Origin of the sequence: Maribacter sp. HS (assembly GCF_048059195.1) — a bacterium.
Taxonomy (GTDB): Bacteria; Bacteroidota; Bacteroidia; order Flavobacteriales; family Flavobacteriaceae; genus Maribacter; species Maribacter dokdonensis.
Map to the genome: position 1 here is coordinate 63,554 of NZ_JAYLVV010000002.1, position 17,811 is coordinate 81,364.

General features: G+C 36.7%; 16 protein-coding genes. 9 read left to right on the plus strand and 7 right to left on the minus strand.

The window, feature by feature from the left end:
* Positions 1–2: 2 nt before the first annotated feature.
* Positions 3–1,463: a peptidylprolyl isomerase gene (locus VBZ51_RS00390; RefSeq protein ID WP_348360798.1), complete on the minus strand. Its 1,461-nt coding sequence runs from the start codon at positions 1,461–1,463 to the stop codon at positions 3–5.
* Entirely contained in the window at positions 1,432–2,331 is a 900-nt protein-coding gene (locus tag VBZ51_RS00395) for a peptidyl-prolyl cis-trans isomerase (protein WP_416575729.1), read from the minus strand. The genes VBZ51_RS00390 and VBZ51_RS00395 overlap by 32 nt, the downstream gene beginning before the upstream one ends.
* Before the next feature lie 207 nt (positions 2,332–2,538).
* Here VBZ51_RS00395 and VBZ51_RS00400 point away from each other — a divergent pair, with 207 nt between their 5' ends.
* The 4 genes from VBZ51_RS00400 to VBZ51_RS00415 all read left to right on the plus strand — a co-directional run bounded on the left by VBZ51_RS00400 (position 2,539) and on the right by VBZ51_RS00415 (position 6,110).
* On the plus strand, positions 2,539–2,778 hold the full coding sequence (locus VBZ51_RS00400) for a hypothetical protein (protein WP_416575730.1): 240 nt from the start codon (positions 2,539–2,541) through the stop codon (positions 2,776–2,778).
* Positions 2,779–2,793: 15 nt separating this feature from the next.
* Entirely contained in the window at positions 2,794–3,924 is a 1,131-nt protein-coding gene (locus tag VBZ51_RS00405) for a serine hydrolase (RefSeq protein WP_416575731.1), read from the plus strand.
* A 19-nt stretch (positions 3,925–3,943) separates the two neighbouring features.
* A complete protein-coding gene (gene rluF / locus VBZ51_RS00410) occupies positions 3,944–4,687 on the plus strand; it encodes a 23S rRNA pseudouridine(2604) synthase RluF (protein WP_058103459.1) in 744 nt (247 codons plus the stop codon).
* 109 nt (positions 4,688–4,796) lie between these two features.
* Positions 4,797–6,110 (plus strand): carboxypeptidase-like regulatory domain-containing protein, encoded by a 1,314-nt coding sequence (locus tag VBZ51_RS00415; protein ID WP_416575732.1) that lies wholly within the window; start codon positions 4,797–4,799, stop codon positions 6,108–6,110.
* 91 nt (positions 6,111–6,201) lie between these two features.
* Here the strand turns inward: VBZ51_RS00415 and recQ are convergent, their stop codons facing one another.
* Complete coding sequence (gene recQ / locus VBZ51_RS00420) at positions 6,202–8,412, minus strand: DNA helicase RecQ (RefSeq protein ID WP_236973291.1); 2,211 nt, start codon at positions 8,410–8,412, stop codon at positions 6,202–6,204.
* Between the two features lie 174 nt (positions 8,413–8,586).
* Between recQ and VBZ51_RS00425 the strand changes: the two genes are divergently transcribed.
* From VBZ51_RS00425 to lptB, 4 genes are read left to right on the plus strand one after another with little or no spacing between them, the layout of a single operon-like run.
* Entirely contained in the window at positions 8,587–9,564 is a 978-nt protein-coding gene (locus VBZ51_RS00425) for a KpsF/GutQ family sugar-phosphate isomerase (RefSeq protein WP_416575733.1), read from the plus strand.
* On the plus strand, positions 9,564–10,424 hold the full coding sequence (tatC, locus tag VBZ51_RS00430; RefSeq protein WP_074672843.1) for a twin-arginine translocase subunit TatC: 861 nt from the start codon (positions 9,564–9,566) through the stop codon (positions 10,422–10,424). The genes VBZ51_RS00425 and tatC overlap by 1 nt, the downstream gene beginning before the upstream one ends.
* A complete protein-coding gene (locus VBZ51_RS00435) occupies positions 10,408–10,758 on the plus strand; it encodes a carboxymuconolactone decarboxylase family protein (protein WP_071341661.1) in 351 nt (116 codons plus the stop codon). Before tatC ends, VBZ51_RS00435 begins: the two co-directional genes overlap by 17 nt.
* Positions 10,759–10,809: 51 nt before the next feature.
* Positions 10,810–11,550, plus strand: coding sequence for an LPS export ABC transporter ATP-binding protein (gene lptB / locus VBZ51_RS00440; protein WP_058103464.1), 741 nt, complete (start codon positions 10,810–10,812; stop codon positions 11,548–11,550).
* Between the two features lie 18 nt (positions 11,551–11,568).
* On the opposite strand, the gene VBZ51_RS00445 is transcribed toward lptB, so the two are convergent.
* Genes VBZ51_RS00445 through VBZ51_RS00455 form a run of 3 tightly spaced genes read right to left on the minus strand, consistent with a single transcriptional unit; the run spans position 11,569 to position 13,722 of the window.
* Positions 11,569–11,949, minus strand: a complete 381-nt coding sequence (locus tag VBZ51_RS00445; RefSeq protein ID WP_416575734.1) for a DUF4345 domain-containing protein — start codon at positions 11,947–11,949, stop codon at positions 11,569–11,571.
* Positions 11,936–13,210 carry an MFS transporter gene (locus VBZ51_RS00450; RefSeq protein WP_416575735.1) on the minus strand — a complete coding sequence of 425 codons (1,275 nt, stop codon included), beginning with the start codon at positions 13,208–13,210 and terminating at the stop codon, positions 11,936–11,938. The genes VBZ51_RS00445 and VBZ51_RS00450 overlap by 14 nt, the downstream gene beginning before the upstream one ends.
* Positions 13,207–13,722, minus strand: coding sequence for a GyrI-like domain-containing protein (locus tag VBZ51_RS00455; RefSeq protein ID WP_416575736.1), 516 nt, complete (start codon positions 13,720–13,722; stop codon positions 13,207–13,209). The genes VBZ51_RS00450 and VBZ51_RS00455 overlap by 4 nt, the downstream gene beginning before the upstream one ends.
* 130 nt (positions 13,723–13,852) lie before the next feature.
* On the opposite strand from VBZ51_RS00455, the gene VBZ51_RS00460 reads away from it, so the two are divergent.
* The gene (locus VBZ51_RS00460; RefSeq protein WP_416575737.1) at positions 13,853–15,550 is read left to right on the plus strand and encodes an alkaline phosphatase D family protein; all 1,698 of its coding nucleotides are present in this window, start codon (positions 13,853–13,855) and stop codon (positions 15,548–15,550) included.
* 52 nt (positions 15,551–15,602) lie between these two features.
* On the opposite strand, the gene VBZ51_RS00465 is transcribed toward VBZ51_RS00460, so the two are convergent.
* Complete coding sequence (locus VBZ51_RS00465; RefSeq protein ID WP_416575738.1) at positions 15,603–17,783, minus strand: B12-binding domain-containing radical SAM protein; 2,181 nt, start codon at positions 17,781–17,783, stop codon at positions 15,603–15,605.
* Positions 17,784–17,811: the final 28 nt, after the last annotated feature.

A 17,811-nucleotide genomic window follows, 5' to 3' on the forward strand; every position in this document is an offset into this window, starting at 1 on the left:
TATTACTTTTTTACCCAATTATTAGCGAAATCACAATCTTTGTTCTCGTCATTAACGCTGATGTAGGTATCTTTAATATGCTCGTCCATCCATTTTTTAATGGCATTGTACTTTTTCTCTGTAAGTGCCAGCTCTTGAATCTTTGTATAATCCTTTGAGAAATCCGCTACGTGCTCATCAAACCTATTGGTTATCTTTAAGATTTTATATTTAGGTGCACCTCCTCTTGGATCTTCTTCCAATACCGGATACGTTATTTCATTATCCTTTAAATTTTGAACCTGATTGTAAAGGGTAGGATCCATTTTTGTAAGCTCAAACTTAGAATCGAAATTTACAGGATTACGTAAAAGTCCGCCATCAAATTTTGTTTCCTTTTCGTCAGAAAAATTCAATGCAGCTTCAGCAAATGTAAATTCCCCATCCATAATCTTTTTACGAATAGTGTCTAATTCAGCCTTAGCTTCATCCAACACATTTTGAGATATTTCTGGCTGGATCAATATATGTCTCAAATCCAATTCTTGACCTCTAATTTTTTCTATGTAAATAATATGATAGCCAAAAACCGTTTCAAAAGGCTCAGAAACTTCACCTTCCTTTAAACTAAAGGCCACATCCTTAAACTTCTTATCAAAACCGGTATCTTTTGTAATACTATAGAAACCACCTTTTGATTTAGACCCTGGATCTTGAGAATATAGAATGGCTTTTACACTAAAGCTAGCATCATTATCCTCCACATCTGCCTTAATCTGATTTAGCTTATCAACCACCTTTTGCTTCTCTTCCTCAGAAGGCTCTGGCTCTTTGGTAATTTGTGCAATTTCTAACTCAGCGCCAAATACAGGTCGTTCATCTTCAGGAATTTTATTAAAGAATTGACGAACTTCTTCCGGTGTAATTTCAATTTCCTTAATGATATCTTGCTGCATACGCTCAGATAACATACGCAACTTATTGATCTTATAAAGCTCTTCCCTAAAACTAGCCTCGTCCGTTTTCTTGTAGTATTTCAACACCTTGTCCATAGATCCGATCTGCTGCACCAACGATTGTAATTGGCGGTCGCCAGTAGCATTTACTTCATCATCAGAGACCAGAATACTATCTTGAACGGCTTGGTTGGCATACAACCTATCTTCCATTAACTTACCTAAAAGCCCGCAGTGTGTAATATCCTCAGTGGAAGCACCTTGACTTTTAAGATCGATCAGCGTTTTTTCAATATCAGAATCCAATATTACATAGTCACCCACAACTGCGGCAATACCATCCAATTTAATTCTCTTAAAATTGTTAGATGAATCTTTTTTTACTGTAACGGCTTCCACAGCAGCTTCCATTGCTTGGGCTTGATCTGCCTCTGCATTTGGTATTGAATCTTGCGCGATAGCAAAACCGGAAAGCAGCAATGCCCCTATGTAAATACTATTTTTTGTTTTCGAAAACTTCAAATTCATTATCCTTGATTGCTTCATCTAATAATTCAGTTTCTAGTTTGCGTAGGTAGTCCATCTTTCTACGGCTTAATAAAACTTGTTCTATGGTAGGCTTAATAAATGACAACGGAGCAATTTCATTAATATCCTTTGTCTCTACTATTTTTCCCAAATATACCCCGATTGAATCCTCTAATTCAAAAAATTGTGAATTTTTTAAGTACCTATTGGCATTCTCTGCGGTAATTGGAGGTATTTCTTCGAATATTCTTGTATTTCTAACCCAAAATGAATCGTTAAAATTAAGTTTATTGAACTGAACCCCAATAGAATCTAAATAACGTAGGTCATCTTCTTTAAATCTTTTTAAACGCTTAGCAACTTCATCTTTGTCCAAAAATCCTTTGGGCAAGGCTACAAATCTAATTCTGGCAATAGGTTCCTTTAGTTTAAAATTCTCTTTGGCGCGCTCGTAAAAAGCTTGAAGTTGTTCCGATGTTATTAGTGAATCCGTTGCTTGGGCCACCAAAGCTTCTTTATATACTCTAGTATAGAGCTCGGTTCTATAGTCATCTACCAGAGCATTGTATTCCGCAAGTTTTTCTTCGGATAAATTTATTTTGGCCTTGGACAGCAGTAATTGTTTAGACGCCCAATTATTAATATAATTTGTAGCGAATGATGCGCTATCTGCCTTTGACATATTTTCCGTAATCAGTGGAGCAAGGTCTTCTTTATATAAAAAGGATTCGCCTACTCTAGCAATAGCCTTTCTTTCTTCCTCTTTTTTAAACATACCTTCACATGAGGTATAGACAATAGCAATAAGACCTATACCAAGTAAAAGGTAAAACCTGCTGAACAATAATTTAGATTTCTTAGAAAACATCGAGCAAAAATAGCAATTACCAAATCGTGTGCAAGCGCTTAATGATTTACTTAACACCTTTTTTTGGGAGTTACAATTTAAACAAATACCTAATAATCAATAAGCACAGCTATTTTTAAAAATTGCAATCCGCCTTAAAATAGTAAACGGGCTAAGGTTTTTTCGGTAAATTTGCTTACTTATTTTATAAACCAATACAAGACATTTTTGAACCGACAAATAAAACTAATTTGGGATTTCAGAGGTCCTACGGCATTTAAGACCGCAGAGCACCATGTTAAGCACCTCAATGAATTTATAGCACTAGAAAAAACCGCACTTAACATTACCGGTTTTAATGAAATCAATGACATGTACAGCATAGCCTTCATGGTCGTTGAAGAAAACGAAATGATCAAGGTAAGAGATTTATTAAAACCGCACAGAGGTGAAGTCTACACACCTTAATCTGACACCTATTACATGAAACATTGTTTACTTTTCATTTGCTGCTTCATATTAGTTTCTTGCACCGCCGAGCAACAAAATCCAAATTTTCTTGAGACGGCCCTAGCTTCAACAGATATTAGTATTAAAAGGGTGATGGACAGTATTGAGAAATATCAGGTTCAAATTAGGTACACCCAAATTGATAGAAGAAATGACAGTGTGCTATTTACGGACTATGATTTTCAGGTAAGTGACAGTGTATACTTTTATCCGGCCAGTACGGTAAAATTTCCAACCGCGGTTTTGGCAATGGAAAAAATAAACCAGACCGACACCCTTACCATAAACACCAAATATTACATAGAAGGTGACACTATTGAAAGTACCGTTGCAGATGATGTCAATGAGATATTTGCCGTCAGTGATAATTTAGCCAATAATAGATTAATAGAATTTTTAGGTTTTGAAACCATCAACCAAAGTTTAAAAAACAAAGGCATAGCTCCTGTTAGGCTCTCACATAGACTTGGTTTTCATTCAGAAGATTTAAGAACAAAACCCATCATTATTTACCTTAATGATTCTACCACCGGTATAACACAACCCATTTTAAACAAAACGCCAAAACCTTTAGCATTGTTTGAAATAGAAAAGGGAAAAGGATATTATGAAAATGATGAATATATTAACGAGCCATTTAGCTTTAAGCAAAAAAACTATTATCCCTTATCTGCTCAGCATAACCTATTAAAGCGAATTATTTTTCCAGAGAATTTTAATTTAAATGAACAATTTCATTTAAACAAAGAGCAGCGCGATCACCTGTTAAATGCTATGCACACAGAACCAAAAGAAATGGGTTATGACAAAAAAGAATATTACGATAGCTACTGTAAGTTTTTTCTTTTTGGCGACTCTAAAGATGATATACCAGAACATATCAAAATATATAACAAAGTTGGGTTTGCCTATGGAACATTAACCGATTGCGCTTACATTAAGGACACAAAAAATAATATAGATTTTCTATTGACAGCCACTATATTGGTCAATAAAGATGGCATATTCAATGATGATGTATATGAGTATGATGAAATAGGCATTCCATTTTTAGCACAATTAGGACGCGAAATATATCAACAAGAACTACAGAGAAAAAAATAATAGAAACAAGAAGTTGACTATGCAAGATAATGCCGGTAAAACCAGAATTAACAAATACTTAAGTGAAGCGGGTTTTTGTTCACGAAGGGCTGCAGATAAACTAATAGAACAAGGTAGGGTAACCATTAACGGTCAAGTACCGGAAATGGGAACCAAAATTTCTGCCGGAGATATCGTAAAAGTAGATGGGGAACTGATCAAGGAACCCAAAGGCAAGTCAACCTATTTAGCATTCAACAAACCTGTAGGTATTGTTTGCACTACCGACACCGGAGTAGAAAAGGACAATATAATTGATTTTATCAATTACCCTAAGCGCATATTCCCAATAGGTAGATTGGACAAGCCCAGTGAAGGACTTATTTTTCTAACCGATGATGGCGACATTGTAAATAAGATTTTACGTGCCCGTAACAATCACGAAAAAGAGTATTTGGTAACGGTAGACAAACCGATAACGATCGATTTTCTGAACAGAATGCGAAAAGGCATTCCTATTCTTGACCAAGTAACCAGAGAGTGTGAGGTGTATGAAGTTAGCACTTATCAATTCAGGATCATATTGACCCAAGGTCTTAATAGACAAATTAGGCGTATGTGCGAATATTTGGATTATCGGGTAAAAAAGCTGAAACGTATTAGGATCATGAATGTTCAACTAGATGTACCCGTTGGAAAGTGGAGAGATTTAACCGAAGAGGAATTAAGAGAGATCAATAGATTGGTAAGCACCTCCTCAAAAACGTTTGATGGAGAAAAATAAAGTCTGTTCCCTATAACACTCCAAAAATTCCACATCAACAAAATGAATAATGGTTAAATAATTAGCTTAATTCACTAAAAATCATTATTTTAAGTAAAAAATTTGCACCATGTCAACTTACAACTTCAATATTAAAAAGCCCCTTAGCGTTTACTTTGTTTTAATTCTTTTATGCTGCTTGGGATTAGGAACCCAATCAATGGCCGCCCAAAACACTAATTTCATTGAGTATACAGGAGAAGTCTTAGACGCTGACAGCAAGAAAGCGTTGGTATTTGCCACGCTAACGGTTGACAATACCAATGTCACCACCATTACAAATTCAGAGGGTCAATTTTCTTTAAAAGTACCGAATGAATTTAAAGGAAACAGCTTAACTATTGCCTTCTTAGGTTACAAGACCAAGCAATTGAATATAGCCGATCTACAACCGGAGAAGAACAAAATCTTTATGGAAGAGTTTGTCATGGCATTATCTGAAGCACAAATAGATGCCCCTAACGATGCTGAAGCTTTAGTAAAAGAGACCTTCGATAAAAAAGGAAGCAATTACTTAGATGAAAATACAGTGATGACAGCATTCTACAGGGAAACCATAAAAAAAAGAAGAACAAATGTAAGTCTTTCAGAAGCTGTTGTAAACGTTTACAAAACACCATACTCTTCTAATAGAACAGATGCCCTTGAATTATACAAGGCTCGTAAAAGCACTGATTATTCAAAACTTGATACCGTTGCCTTAAAATTACAAGGTGGACCGTTCAATACTTTGTTCGTGGACATGGTCAAATACCCTAAATATATATTTACCCCAGAAACATTAAACTATTATGATTTCTCTTTTGATACTTCTACGCGAGTAAACGACCAACTTATTTATGTAATAGACTTTAAGCAAAAGCCAGAAATTATAGATCCGTTATATGAAGGAAAATTATATATAGATGCTCAAAATAAAATTCTAACCAGTGCCATTTACTCTTTGAACATTACCGATAAGCGACTAGCTTCTCAAATGTTTGTTCGTAAGAAACCAAAAAATGCAGAGGTCTGGCCAACAGAAGTATCTTACCGTGTAGATTACAGGGAAAAGAATGGAAAATGGTATTATGGTTACAGCAATGTTCTTCTTGAATTTAAAGTCAATTGGGATAAAAGACTATTCAATTCAGTGTATAGTATGAGCTGTGAAATGGCCGTGACGGACTGGGAACAAAACTTGACCAATGCCATACCCAGGTCAAAGGATAGAATGAAATCTTCTATCATATTAAGTGACGAAGCACTAGGTTTTGCCGATCCAGACTTTTGGGGCGAATACAATATTATAGAACCAGAAAAATCTATTGAGTCTGCCATTAGAAAAATACAACGACAATTACGTAGAGGAAAAATAGACAACGGCGCGGCTGCCGCCCGTTAAAAGTTGTTTCAAGTGGGTTTGAAAAAAATTCCCTTTGGTTTTTCAATAAAGAAAATCAAAGGGAATTTTAATTTTATAAGCGACAATTACATTAATTAGCCACCTCACTAATAAATTTCAATCTATACAAACGTAATTCTTCTTCCTCATACTCGCCATCAAACTCTGTCATGGCTTCTTCAAGATTATCACTATCGGCCTCTAAGAAATAATCATGTATTTCTTCTTGTTGATCTTCATCTAAAATCTCATCGATCCAATAGTTTAAATTCAACTTTGTTCCGCTATAGACGATCTGCTCCATTTCCTTGATCAACTCAGGTATTTCAAGTCCTTTTGCAGATGCTATATCTGATAAAGGCAATTTTCTATCAACATTCTGTATCACATACAATTTTAGAGCAGAATTTGCACCGGTACTCTTTACTACAAGATCATCTGGCCTTATAATTTCATTTTCAGAAACGTATGTATTAATAAAAGCGATAAAAGGCTTTCCATATTTTTTGGCCTTACCTTCACCTACACCATGAACATTAAGCAACTCTTCATGGGAAATAGGATATTTAAGGGCCATATCTTCTAGAGAAGGATCTTGAAAGACCACAAATGGCGGTACTCCCAATTTCTTTGCTTGACCTTTTCTAAGATCTTTTAATTGTTTTAAAAGTTTCTCATCTGCAATTCCGCCAGATTTAGCAGCTCCTACAATAGCATTATCATTCTCGGCATTGTACACATGATCTTTGGTCATCATGAAAGAAGAAGGTTTCTTTAAAAACTCCTTACCACTATCAGTTACATGAAGTACACCGTATTGCTCTATTTCTTTTCTCAAAAGTCCCGCAACCAATGTTTGGCGTATTAAGGCCATCCAATACCCCTTATCTTTATCAGAACCAATACCAAAGAATTCCTTTTCATTGGTTTTGTGAGATGATATTATTGCATTGGTCTTCCCTCTTAAGGTATTTACAATTTCCTTTGATTTAAACTTTTCACTAGTTCCGGTCACCACTTTTAATAGCTTTTCTACACCATCCTTAGCCTCTTCTTTTTCTTTTGGGTTTCTGGTGTTGTCATCCATATCTGCCCCTTCACCGTTAACCTCGTCGAATTCCTCACCAAAATAATGAAGCATAAACTTACGTCTAGACATAGAGGTTTCTGCATAGGCTACAACTTCTTGCAACAGCGCATTTCCTATCTCTTGCTCTGCCACCGGTTTACCGGACATAAATTTCTCAAGCTTCTCTATATCCTTATAAGAGTAATACGCCAAACAATGACCTTCGCCACCATCACGGCCTGCCCTACCCGTTTCTTGGTAATAACTCTCTATACTTTTAGGAATATCATGATGTATAACAAAACGAACATCTGGCTTGTCTATACCCATACCAAAAGCAATAGTGGCCACAACCACGTCTACATCTTCCATCAAGAACATATCTTGATATTTAGATCTAGTTTTAGCATCAAAACCGGCGTGATACGGCACGGCACTTACACCATTTACCTGTAAAACCTGGGCCAATTCTTCTACCTTTTTTCGGCTTAGACAATATATAATACCGGATTTACCTGAATTTTGTTTTACAAAACGAATGATATCCGCCTCAATATTCTCGGTTTTGGTACGTACCTCATAAAACAAATTGGGTCTATTGAATGATGCCTTGAACAAAGTGGCTCCACCAATTCCTAAATTCTTTATGATGTCTTCCTGCACTTTAGGTGTAGCCGTAGCGGTAAGTCCTATAATAGGAATATTATCGCCCAAACGTTCAACAATAGATTTTAGGTTTCTATACTCAGGTCTAAAATCATGCCCCCATTCAGAGATACAATGCGCTTCGTCTACCGCTACAAAAGAAATAGTAACCGAGCGTAAAAACTCTACATTCTCTTCTTTTGTCAATGACTCTGGAGCAACATATAAAAGTTTTGTAACGCCGTTTGTGATATCTTGCTTTACCTGTTTTATTTCACCTTTGTTCAATGATGAGTTGAGCACATGTGCTATTCCGTTCTCAGAAGATACACCACGTATGGCATCTACTTGATTCTTCATTAAAGCAATAAGTGGAGATACAATAATTGCGGTACCTTCTTGCATTAACGCAGGTAATTGGTAGCAAAGCGATTTACCACCGCCGGTAGGCATAATTACAAACGTATTATTCTGTCTTAAAACATTTTTAATTACCTCTTCTTGAAGTCCTTTAAACTGAGAAAACCCAAAATATTTTTTTAATGAGGAATGTAAATCGATATTGTCAAATTCTTTACTGTCTGTCACATTTTACATTTAAGGGGACACTACTTACTTTAAAAATCTATAAGCGAACAAAATTAATCTTTTGCCAAGCTTGGCGTTTCTAAATTATTATGCGATAATCGGCATTTAAAATTAAGTTTGTTTAATTTTGTCATCTTAAAGATAATACATTCTTTTAGGAATACAATCCATAATTTGAATAATAGATTGATTGCAACGGACACCATTATTGGCTTAGCGAAAAAAACCATTGAAACTGAGCGTGATGCTATAGCACAACTTTCATCTCATTTGACCGACGATTTTGCCAGTATCGTAAACTGCATTATCCAGGCAAAAGGTCGTGTTATAATCTCTGGTATTGGCAAGAGTGCCATCATTGCTACTAAAATTGTAGCTACCTTGAATTCTACAGGTACTCCCGCAATTTTTATGCATGCTGGCGACGCCATTCATGGAGATTTGGGAACCGTACAGGATAATGACGTGGTCATCTGCATTTCTAACAGTGGAAATACACCCGAAATCAAGATGTTGGTACCGCTCATAAAAAGAGGTACAAACAAATTAATTGCAATGACCGGTAATACCGATTCTTTTTTAGCAAAGCAGGCAGACTATATTTTAAATACCCATGTAGAAAAAGAGGCTTGCCCAAATGGTTTGGCCCCTACAACAAGTACTACCGCACAACTGGTAATGGGAGATGCCTTGGCCATAGTTCTATTGGAAATTAAGGGATTTACCAGTTCTGACTTTGCAAAATATCACCCTGGCGGGTCATTGGGAAAAAGACTTTATCTTAGAGTTTCTGACCTTGTAAGCAAAAACCAAGTGCCAAGCGTACAACAAGACGAAGAGGTCAAAAAGGTTATTGTTGAAATTTCTAAAAAAATGTTAGGGGTCACTGCCGTACTTGATAGAGAAAAAGTTGTTGGTATTGTTACCGATGGCGACATAAGACGAATGCTAAACAAGCATGATAATATAAAAGGATTGACCGCCAAAGATATCATGACCACCAACCCTAAAACAATATCTGCCAATACTTTAGCCATAAAAGCTTTAGAGCAAATGCAGAAAAAGGGAATCTCACAACTGTTGGCCATGGATAATGATACCTACATTGGTGTTATACATTTACATAATTTAATAAACGAAGGTATTTTATAATGAGTTCCAAAGCTACTACCTCTCCTAACGAGATGTCATTTCTAGACCATTTAGAAGAATTAAGATGGCATTTAATAAGATCAGTTTTGGCAGTTGTCATTATTGGAAGTGTTGCCTTTTTAATGAAAGATTTCATTTTTGACACGGTTATTTTCGGACCTAAAAAAATGGATTTCCCCACTTACAAATTATTTTGTGATATCGCAACATATTTTGGATTCGACTCGGCTTTTTGTGCCGATAAACTTCCATTTACCATACAAAGTAGATTAATGTCCGGGCAATTTTCCGCACATATTTGGACATCGATCTGGGCCGGTTTCATTATTGGCTTTCCTTATGTTCTTTATGAAATGTGGAAATTCATTAGTCCGGGACTTTACGAAAAAGAACGAAGAAATTCTAGAGGCTTTATTTTCATAGCATCTTTCTTATTTTTTCTAGGTGTATTGTTCGGGTATTATGTAGTATCACCATTATCCATTAACTTTTTAGGCACCTACCAAGTAAGTTCAGAGGTTACCAATGAATTTGACCTTGCCTCTTACATATCTACCGTTAGAGCATCTGTAATTGCCTGTGGTGTTTTATTTGAACTACCGATCATTATTTTCTTTTTGACCAAAATTGGCCTGGTAACCCCAGAAATAATGAGAAAATATAGAAAAATAGCATTGGTGGTCGTATTGATCTTATCTGCCGTAATAACTCCGCCAGACGTTGCCAGCCAAATTATAGTGGCCATACCGGTATTGATCTTATATCAAGTAAGTATCTATATTTCTGCTATGGTATTGAGAAAAGAAAGAAAAAAAGCTGAAAAAGAAAAAAAAGCAAATAGAAATGTCAAATCAAATTGAAGAATTTAACGCGTATCGTTCTAAGATGAACGATAAGTTATTGGCCGATAATAATAAAATAGTAAAACGTATATTCAATTTAGACACCAATGCTTTTGCCGCTGGTGCCTTAGATGTGAAAACCAAAGAGTTATTAGGTCTTGTGGCTTCTACAGTGTTACGATGCGATGATTGTGTAAAATATCATTTAGAAAGTTCATACAAAGAAGGTGTTTCTAAAGAAGAGGTCATGGAAACTTTAAGTATAGCTACTTTGGTAGGCGGTACTATTGTTATACCACACTTAAGAAGAGCTTATGAGTACTGGGAAGAATTAGAAAACCAAGAAGGTTAAAAAATCCCTAATTACTTTTCTAGCAGACCAATAACCAATAGATTTGAAAACATGAAATTACGTGCCGACAATATTATGAAATCCTACAGAGGCCGTAGGGTGGTTAAAGGAATTTCCCTTGAGGTAAACCAAGGAGAGATCGTAGGGCTACTTGGACCAAACGGTGCGGGTAAAACCACATCCTTTTACATGATTGTTGGCCTTATAAAACCTAACGGCGGAAGTATCTATTTAGACGACATGGAGATTACTAAATTCCCCATGTACAAAAGAGCACAAAACGGTATTGGGTACTTGGCACAAGAAGCGTCGGTATTTAGAAAACTAAGTATAGAAAAGAACATTCTAAGCGTACTACAACTAACCAAATTAAGCAAGAAAGAGCAGCACATGAAAATGGAATCGCTCATTGAAGAATTTGGTTTGGGCCATATTCGAAAAAACCGTGGCGATTTGTTATCTGGTGGGGAGCGAAGAAGAACTGAGATTGCAAGAGCTTTGGCTACCGATCCAAAGTTTATTCTTCTTGACGAGCCTTTTGCAGGAGTAGACCCCGTGGCCGTAGAAGATATACAACGTATTGTAGCGCAATTAAAGAACAAAAATATCGGTATACTTATTACCGATCATAACGTACAAGAAACACTTGCTATTACAGAACGTTCTTACCTAATGTTCGAAGGAGGAATTTTAAAATCCGGTATTCCAGAAGATTTGGCTGCAGATGAAATGGTACGCAAAGTATATCTGGGGCAGAATTTTGAGCTACGTAAAAAGAAGCTTGATTTTTAAACTAAATAGTTATTACGACTACTCTTTATACTTTTTAAGGTTATATAATCCCCAGCCAAAGAACAGCAGTTCTAATACTAACGCGGGAGTAAACAAAGGCGATACACCGTCAAACAATGTACTTACTATTCTTCCTAATGATATTCCTCCCATAAAAAGCACATTGCAGACCGTTGCCCCGTACCAAAATTTAGGATTTATAGCACCAAATAACCAATATAGGCCAACTCCCATATAAATTCCCATTACGGCACGCAGCATGTTCTTCAATTCTAAATCTACCACCTGAAAACCCAAAAGTTCTGGCATAACATAGGTAGGATAGGCGCCATACACCAAACCCGCAATAATGACGATTACAGCTGAAAGTAAAAGATTAAGATTTTTAGGAATTACCATAAAACCGTTTACCATAAAGTTTCAAATATCTAAAAGCTGCCAATCCGCCCACAAAAGAAAATATAGCCAACATCCAAAATACATGTTGATGCCCTTTTAAACCCGGTGATGAATCTAATAAGTACCCCATTGCGGGTCCGGCAAAAATATCTGGAGTATAGCCTACCAATGAGATAATACCCACAGCGGTACCCGTTAAAACCAAAGGGATTCTACCACTTTGCATAACCGCAAAATACAGTGAACGTATGGCGTAAACACCAAGCGCCACAATCATAATCGAAAATATGAACATAACATAAGAAACATTTTCAACTACTCCTAGAGCAAAAATCAAAGAACCAAAGAAGGCTATTACAAAACCTATGAACAAAAACAAACTAGGTCTAGATCGATCTGCAACAATACCGATCAACACCCCTACTGCCGGTCTTGCAAATAACAAAACAGTACCAACTTCCGCTGAGGCAACTTCATTAAGCAACATTACATCTTGAGCATACAGCGAAAAAATATCCGTAATCTTATAGCCAACATAGGCACATAGAATAATGACCATTAACAATTGAACCGATGGCAACCGCAGCACCTCTTTAATCTGCGAAGCTGTAATACGATCAATGACAATTTCTTTTTCCTGATCTGCAGGTAATTTCATGAACAACCATACCAAAACACCCACTACGGCTACAATACCTGCAGAAGTTAAAATAACATATCTAAAAGCAAAACGGCTCTCTTCCAAACTAGCGACTTCCAAATCCGTCGTCATAAAATAAGAAAAAACCACTACCCCAAGTGTACCGAACAAGGCTCCTACCAAGCCCCTACCACCATCTAAAAACCCGAATGCCCTGCCTTGAGAATTTATACCGCCCCAAACACGGGTAGCTTTTATCATGGGAGACCAAAAGAGAAATATGGTAGTAAAGCCCCAAAATCCGTAAAGAACCTGTAATGTAGCATAATTAGGAAAAGTAGCGAATACCAAACCGCCAATTGCAGTCATCCAAAGTGCAATGGCTATTAACTTTCTTGGTTGATATTTATCTGCTAACGGACCACCAAGCACATATGAGACCAACGCTACAAAACCGTATACCGAAAAGCACAGACCTAAAGAAACATTATCGAGTTCAAAAACCTTTAAAACAGTAGGTCTAAAAACACGTTGTAGCACAAACGGCAAAATAAAGACACTTTCCCCAGCCAATATCAATAATAAGAGATAGTACCAGGGTGCTTTTTCAGGTTGTTTCATTTTGCTTTTATAGGAATCCAAACTTCTTCTTCTGAGTTGGGATCGTTGTTTTTATATTTTGCTCTAAGCACTTCAAAATGTGGGCGACCATCTAATTGATATTCTGAGTTAGGAATCCATTCCCCATAAATATATTGAAAGAAAGTAGGTGCGTTTTGTGCACTTCCTGTATAATGAAATACAGCATATAAGCCAGTTTCCAATAGCAACATGTTCATGCCTTCGGGAATATTATCCACTTCATCAACCTCAACACAAGCCCACTTTACAAATTCGCTACCAGCGCTAAATCGTTCAAAATAATGGCTAGGATATTGTTGCAGTGATATAAAATCTTCAGACGCCCTATGATCCACTTCCTTACTACGTTGCCTAAACGTTTTCCAAAGTTGAGGGGTTTTATTATCTAACAAACTCATTTCAACAGATAATCCTATCAACTTTTTTTCTTTAAGGGTAATAATCTTAGGAGTCATATTTCTACAGCTATTCTCCAAACTTAAGAAATTCATATAGAACAGTTATAAAACCAACTGACCTTAGGCCATTATTGTTACCGATAGTTTCAATAACACAAACATAAAGTTCAACTAACATATATTGATCGGAATTAAAACAATTTTGAGGAAACTAATTTACCAGATGAAAAAGACGAAAAACACCAGAAGAAATTTTATTCAAAAAACCTTAATGGCTTCCGGGGGAATAATTTTAGCCCCAAACATTATAAGCTGTAGCGAAGATGACAATGTACAAGTTGAATATGACGAATCTCAATTAACTGTACAAAACTTTAGTTACGGGGTTGCCAGTTTTGACCCAAGTAATTCTGGTGTAATTATATGGACACGTTATACCACGGCAAATGTTGAAATTATCTGGGAAGTTTCTACGCAATCGGATTTTAGTAGCATATTAAGAACCGGAAAAATAACAACTGAAACCTCTAGGGACAATACTTTGGCCATTGAATTGACCGAGCTGGAAGCTGATCAAAAATTATATTATAGATTCATAAGTACTTCTGATAATTCCATTTCCGTGGTTGGTGAAACCATTACACTACCAACCGATGCCACGCAAGCCAAGTTAGCAGTTTGTTCATGTTCTAACTACCAAGCAGGTTTGTTTAATGCGTACGATGCAATGGCAAATTCCGATGCAGATATCATTGTTCATTTAGGAGACTACTTTTATGAGTATGGTGCCGGAGGATATGGCTCAACAGCAGAAAATGCATTTTTAAATCGTTCTCATGAACCAGAGGGAGAGATTATTTCATTGGATGACTACCGCACCCGATACAAACAATATAGATCGGATACATCCTTACAATTGGCGCACCAAAAAAAGCCTTTTATCTGTGTTTGGGACGATCACGAAATTGCCAATGACACCTATAAAGAAGGTGCTGAAAACCATGATGAAGCTACCGAAGGTAGTTTTGAAGTAAGAAAGCAAAATGCCTTACAAGCGTACAGCGAGTTTTTACCATTCTCAAGACTTTCTGCAGATAATAATAGCCTTATCTACAGATCTGTAAATATTGGAAATCTGGTAAATCTGGTGTTAATGGATACTCGTTTAATTGGCAGGGACAAACAATTAAGCATCACAGATTATTTTACTGCAACCGGTTTTGACGCTGTTGCATTCCAAACAGCATTATCAGACCCCAACCGCTCTATTTTAGGTACGGAACAAAGAGATTGGGTCATTTCAGAAATCAGTAACAGTTCTGCAAAATGGCAGGTACTGGGGCAACAAGTGCTTATGGGTAAAATGAACGTGCCGGCTGAGTTACTTACCGCCTTTGGCTCACCCAATTTTGCCACTATCCTTACAGAACTAGTGACCATAAAACTTAGGCATCTTAATAACGACCCAACATTGACACCGGAAGAAATTGCTAGGGTAACATCTGTTATTCCATATAACTTAGATGCTTGGGACGGCTACCCAGTAGACCGTGAAATCATATACGGAGCGTTGAACGGCAAAAAAATTGTTACACTTGCCGGCGATACCCACAACGCTTGGCAAAATACACTGATTGCCGCAGATGGTTCTGAAGTAGGCATTGAATTGGCAACTTCTTCCGTTAGCTCACCTGGTTTTGAAACTTACCTGGGTGCAACCGTCACCCCAGAATTAATAGCAGGTTTTCAAGAAGCAATGACAACCTTAATAGACAACCTAAATTATTTTGATGCTTCTAGAAGAGGATTTATGATGACCACCTTCACTACTACCGAGGTAACTTCTGAATGGATTTTTGTAGACACTCTTTTATCAGCGTCTTATAGTACAGAGGTAGGTTATACGTATAGCTATTCGTAATTTAACTTTTTATGGATAAAAAAGCCACTTTGTTATTCATTGTGGCTTTTTTTTATAATACCAAAAGCCCGTGATCCTGTAAGCCTAGTAAAGGCTTAGAATACCAGAACAATTCAAAATCCTCAAATTGTATTTCAAAATCTTTCTTTAATTGGGCAAAAGTAATTGGTTTATTGGTTGGACTTATTTTCTCTAAATTACCCAATAGCCACTCACCCTGTTCTTTATCGACCGTAATTTCGTATACATCTGTGGTGGAATGGAAATATAACTGTAATTGCTCCCATGACCTACCCTTTTTCTTTTTCACCTGTTCTTGCACTAGTGGCATTTGTCCAATAAAAACAATCTTAGCGGTAGGTTTTGTTTTTAAGACCACTTCTTGTTGTAGACAATCATAAATGTAATCGGGTGATATGGTAGACTGCGGAATATCAAAATCGAACCATTCTTGTAAGCTCATATCAAAACCGATACCGTGCATAAAATTAAAGAGCGATTTCTTTAACCCGAAGCTGAATATACCGTGATCTATACCGGTTTTATCCTTAAAATCTATATCGTTGTTCGCAAAGCTGATATCTTTTAAATTTGGCATTACCCCATATTCTTCAGGATCTAAACCAACCGGACTGTGCGCCGTTAATGCAAATTGGTGCCAAAAGCCAGATTGTATAATTCCCAGCTCAAACAACTGCCTTACCATTTCTAAACTATCTACCGTTTCTTGAACGGTCTGCGTTGGGTAGCCGTACATTAAATACGAATGCACCATGATGTTCGCTTCGGTGAAATTTCTAGTAACCTGTGCTACTTGCGCTACCGTTACGCCTTTATCTATCAGTTTTAAAAGCCGGTCAGAAGCTACTTCCAAACCACCAGAGACCGCAATACAGCCCGATGCTTTTAATAGATAACATAAATCTTGGGTAAAATTCTTTTCAAAACGAATATTCGTCCACCAAGTAATGGTCAAATTTCGTTTTAACACCTCTAAGGCAAAAGCCTTCATTAACGAAGGTGGTGCCGCTTCATCAACAAAGTGAAAACCAGATTCACCAGTTTGGGCTATTAAAGTTTCTACACGATCTACCAACATACTTGCGGCAACCGGTTCGTAGATTTTTATATAATCTAAAGAAATATCGCAAAAGGTACATTTACCCCAATAACAGCCATGAGCCATGGTAAGCTTGTTCCAACGACCATCGCTCCACAGACTATGCATTGGGTTGGCAATTTCAATGACCGAAATATAATTCTCTAATTGCAGATCAGCATAATCTGGTGTACCCACATCTTGCTGCTTATAATCTTGCCTTAAACTATTATTCTTATAAACGACTTTACCATCCTCTAAAACAAAAGCACGCTTTAACTCCCCTTCTCCATGAACTATATATTGATGTACCAATTCTAACGGAAGTTCACCATCATCCAAGGTTATAAAATCAAAGAATTCAAACACCCGAACATCGGTAAGGCTGCGCAATTCTGTATTTGGAAATCCGCCACCCATGGCAATTTTCACATCAGGATAATTAGCCTCTATAAATTGGGCACAACGAAAGGCGCTATATAAATTCCCTGGAAAGGGTACCGAAAAACAAACCAATTTGGGTGTGTGTTCCTCTAATTGCTTTTTTAATATATTGAGTGTTAATTCATCAATAAAGGTTGGCTTTTTATTCAAGTGATCATATAGCTCATCAAAAGAATTGGCGCTGCGCCCAAGCCTTTCTGCATATCTACTAAAGCCAAAATTTGGATCTATACATTCTACTATAAAATCTGAAAGATCCTCCAGATACAGAGTTGCCAAATGCTTGGCTTTATCTTGCATACCCATATTCCCAAATGCCCATTCCAAATCATCCAATTGTTGAAATCTAGAAGCTTTTGGCAAAAAACTATCCGTACATAACTGCCTAGCCAAAGTATCATTTTTACCTTGTAGAAATAGAATAACTGCATCTAAGGTTTTTAAGTACTCATGACGAAGTGCATATATTCTTTGGGTATTCTCAGTTACAATAGCATCTGCCTCATAAGCCATTGCAAACAGCTGCTGAAATGTATTTTTATTGAAGAGTGATAAAATAACCTCAATCCCTAAATCTGACTGGTAAGAAGAAATATCCTTTGTGTTCAAAAAACCCTTTATGTATGCCGTTGCCGGATACGGAGTGTTTAATTGAGTAAAGGGCGGTGTTATTAAAAGAAGGTCTTTCACTAGCGATTTTTAGAACAAGGTAGCAAAG

Coding starts and splice junctions, on each gene's coding strand:
- VBZ51_RS00390 (WP_348360798.1), bottom strand. CDS start 1,463: ATGAATTTGAAGTTTTCGAAAACAAAAAATAGTATTTACATAGGGGCA.
- VBZ51_RS00395 (WP_416575729.1), bottom strand. CDS start 2,331: ATGTTTTCTAAGAAATCTAAATTATTGTTCAGCAGGTTTTACCTTTTA.
- VBZ51_RS00405 (WP_416575731.1), top strand. CDS start 2,794: ATGAAACATTGTTTACTTTTCATTTGCTGCTTCATATTAGTTTCTTGC.
- rluF (WP_058103459.1), top strand. CDS start 3,944: ATGCAAGATAATGCCGGTAAAACCAGAATTAACAAATACTTAAGTGAA.
- VBZ51_RS00415 (WP_416575732.1), top strand. CDS start 4,797: ATGTCAACTTACAACTTCAATATTAAAAAGCCCCTTAGCGTTTACTTT.
- tatC (WP_074672843.1), top strand. CDS start 9,564: ATGAGTTCCAAAGCTACTACCTCTCCTAACGAGATGTCATTTCTAGAC.
- VBZ51_RS00435 (WP_071341661.1), top strand. CDS start 10,408: ATGTCAAATCAAATTGAAGAATTTAACGCGTATCGTTCTAAGATGAAC.
- lptB (WP_058103464.1), top strand. CDS start 10,810: ATGAAATTACGTGCCGACAATATTATGAAATCCTACAGAGGCCGTAGG.
- VBZ51_RS00445 (WP_416575734.1), bottom strand. CDS start 11,949: ATGGTAATTCCTAAAAATCTTAATCTTTTACTTTCAGCTGTAATCGTC.
- VBZ51_RS00450 (WP_416575735.1), bottom strand. CDS start 13,210: ATGAAACAACCTGAAAAAGCACCCTGGTACTATCTCTTATTATTGATA.
- VBZ51_RS00455 (WP_416575736.1), bottom strand. CDS start 13,722: ATGAATTTCTTAAGTTTGGAGAATAGCTGTAGAAATATGACTCCTAAG.
- VBZ51_RS00460 (WP_416575737.1), top strand. CDS start 13,853: ATGAAAAAGACGAAAAACACCAGAAGAAATTTTATTCAAAAAACCTTA.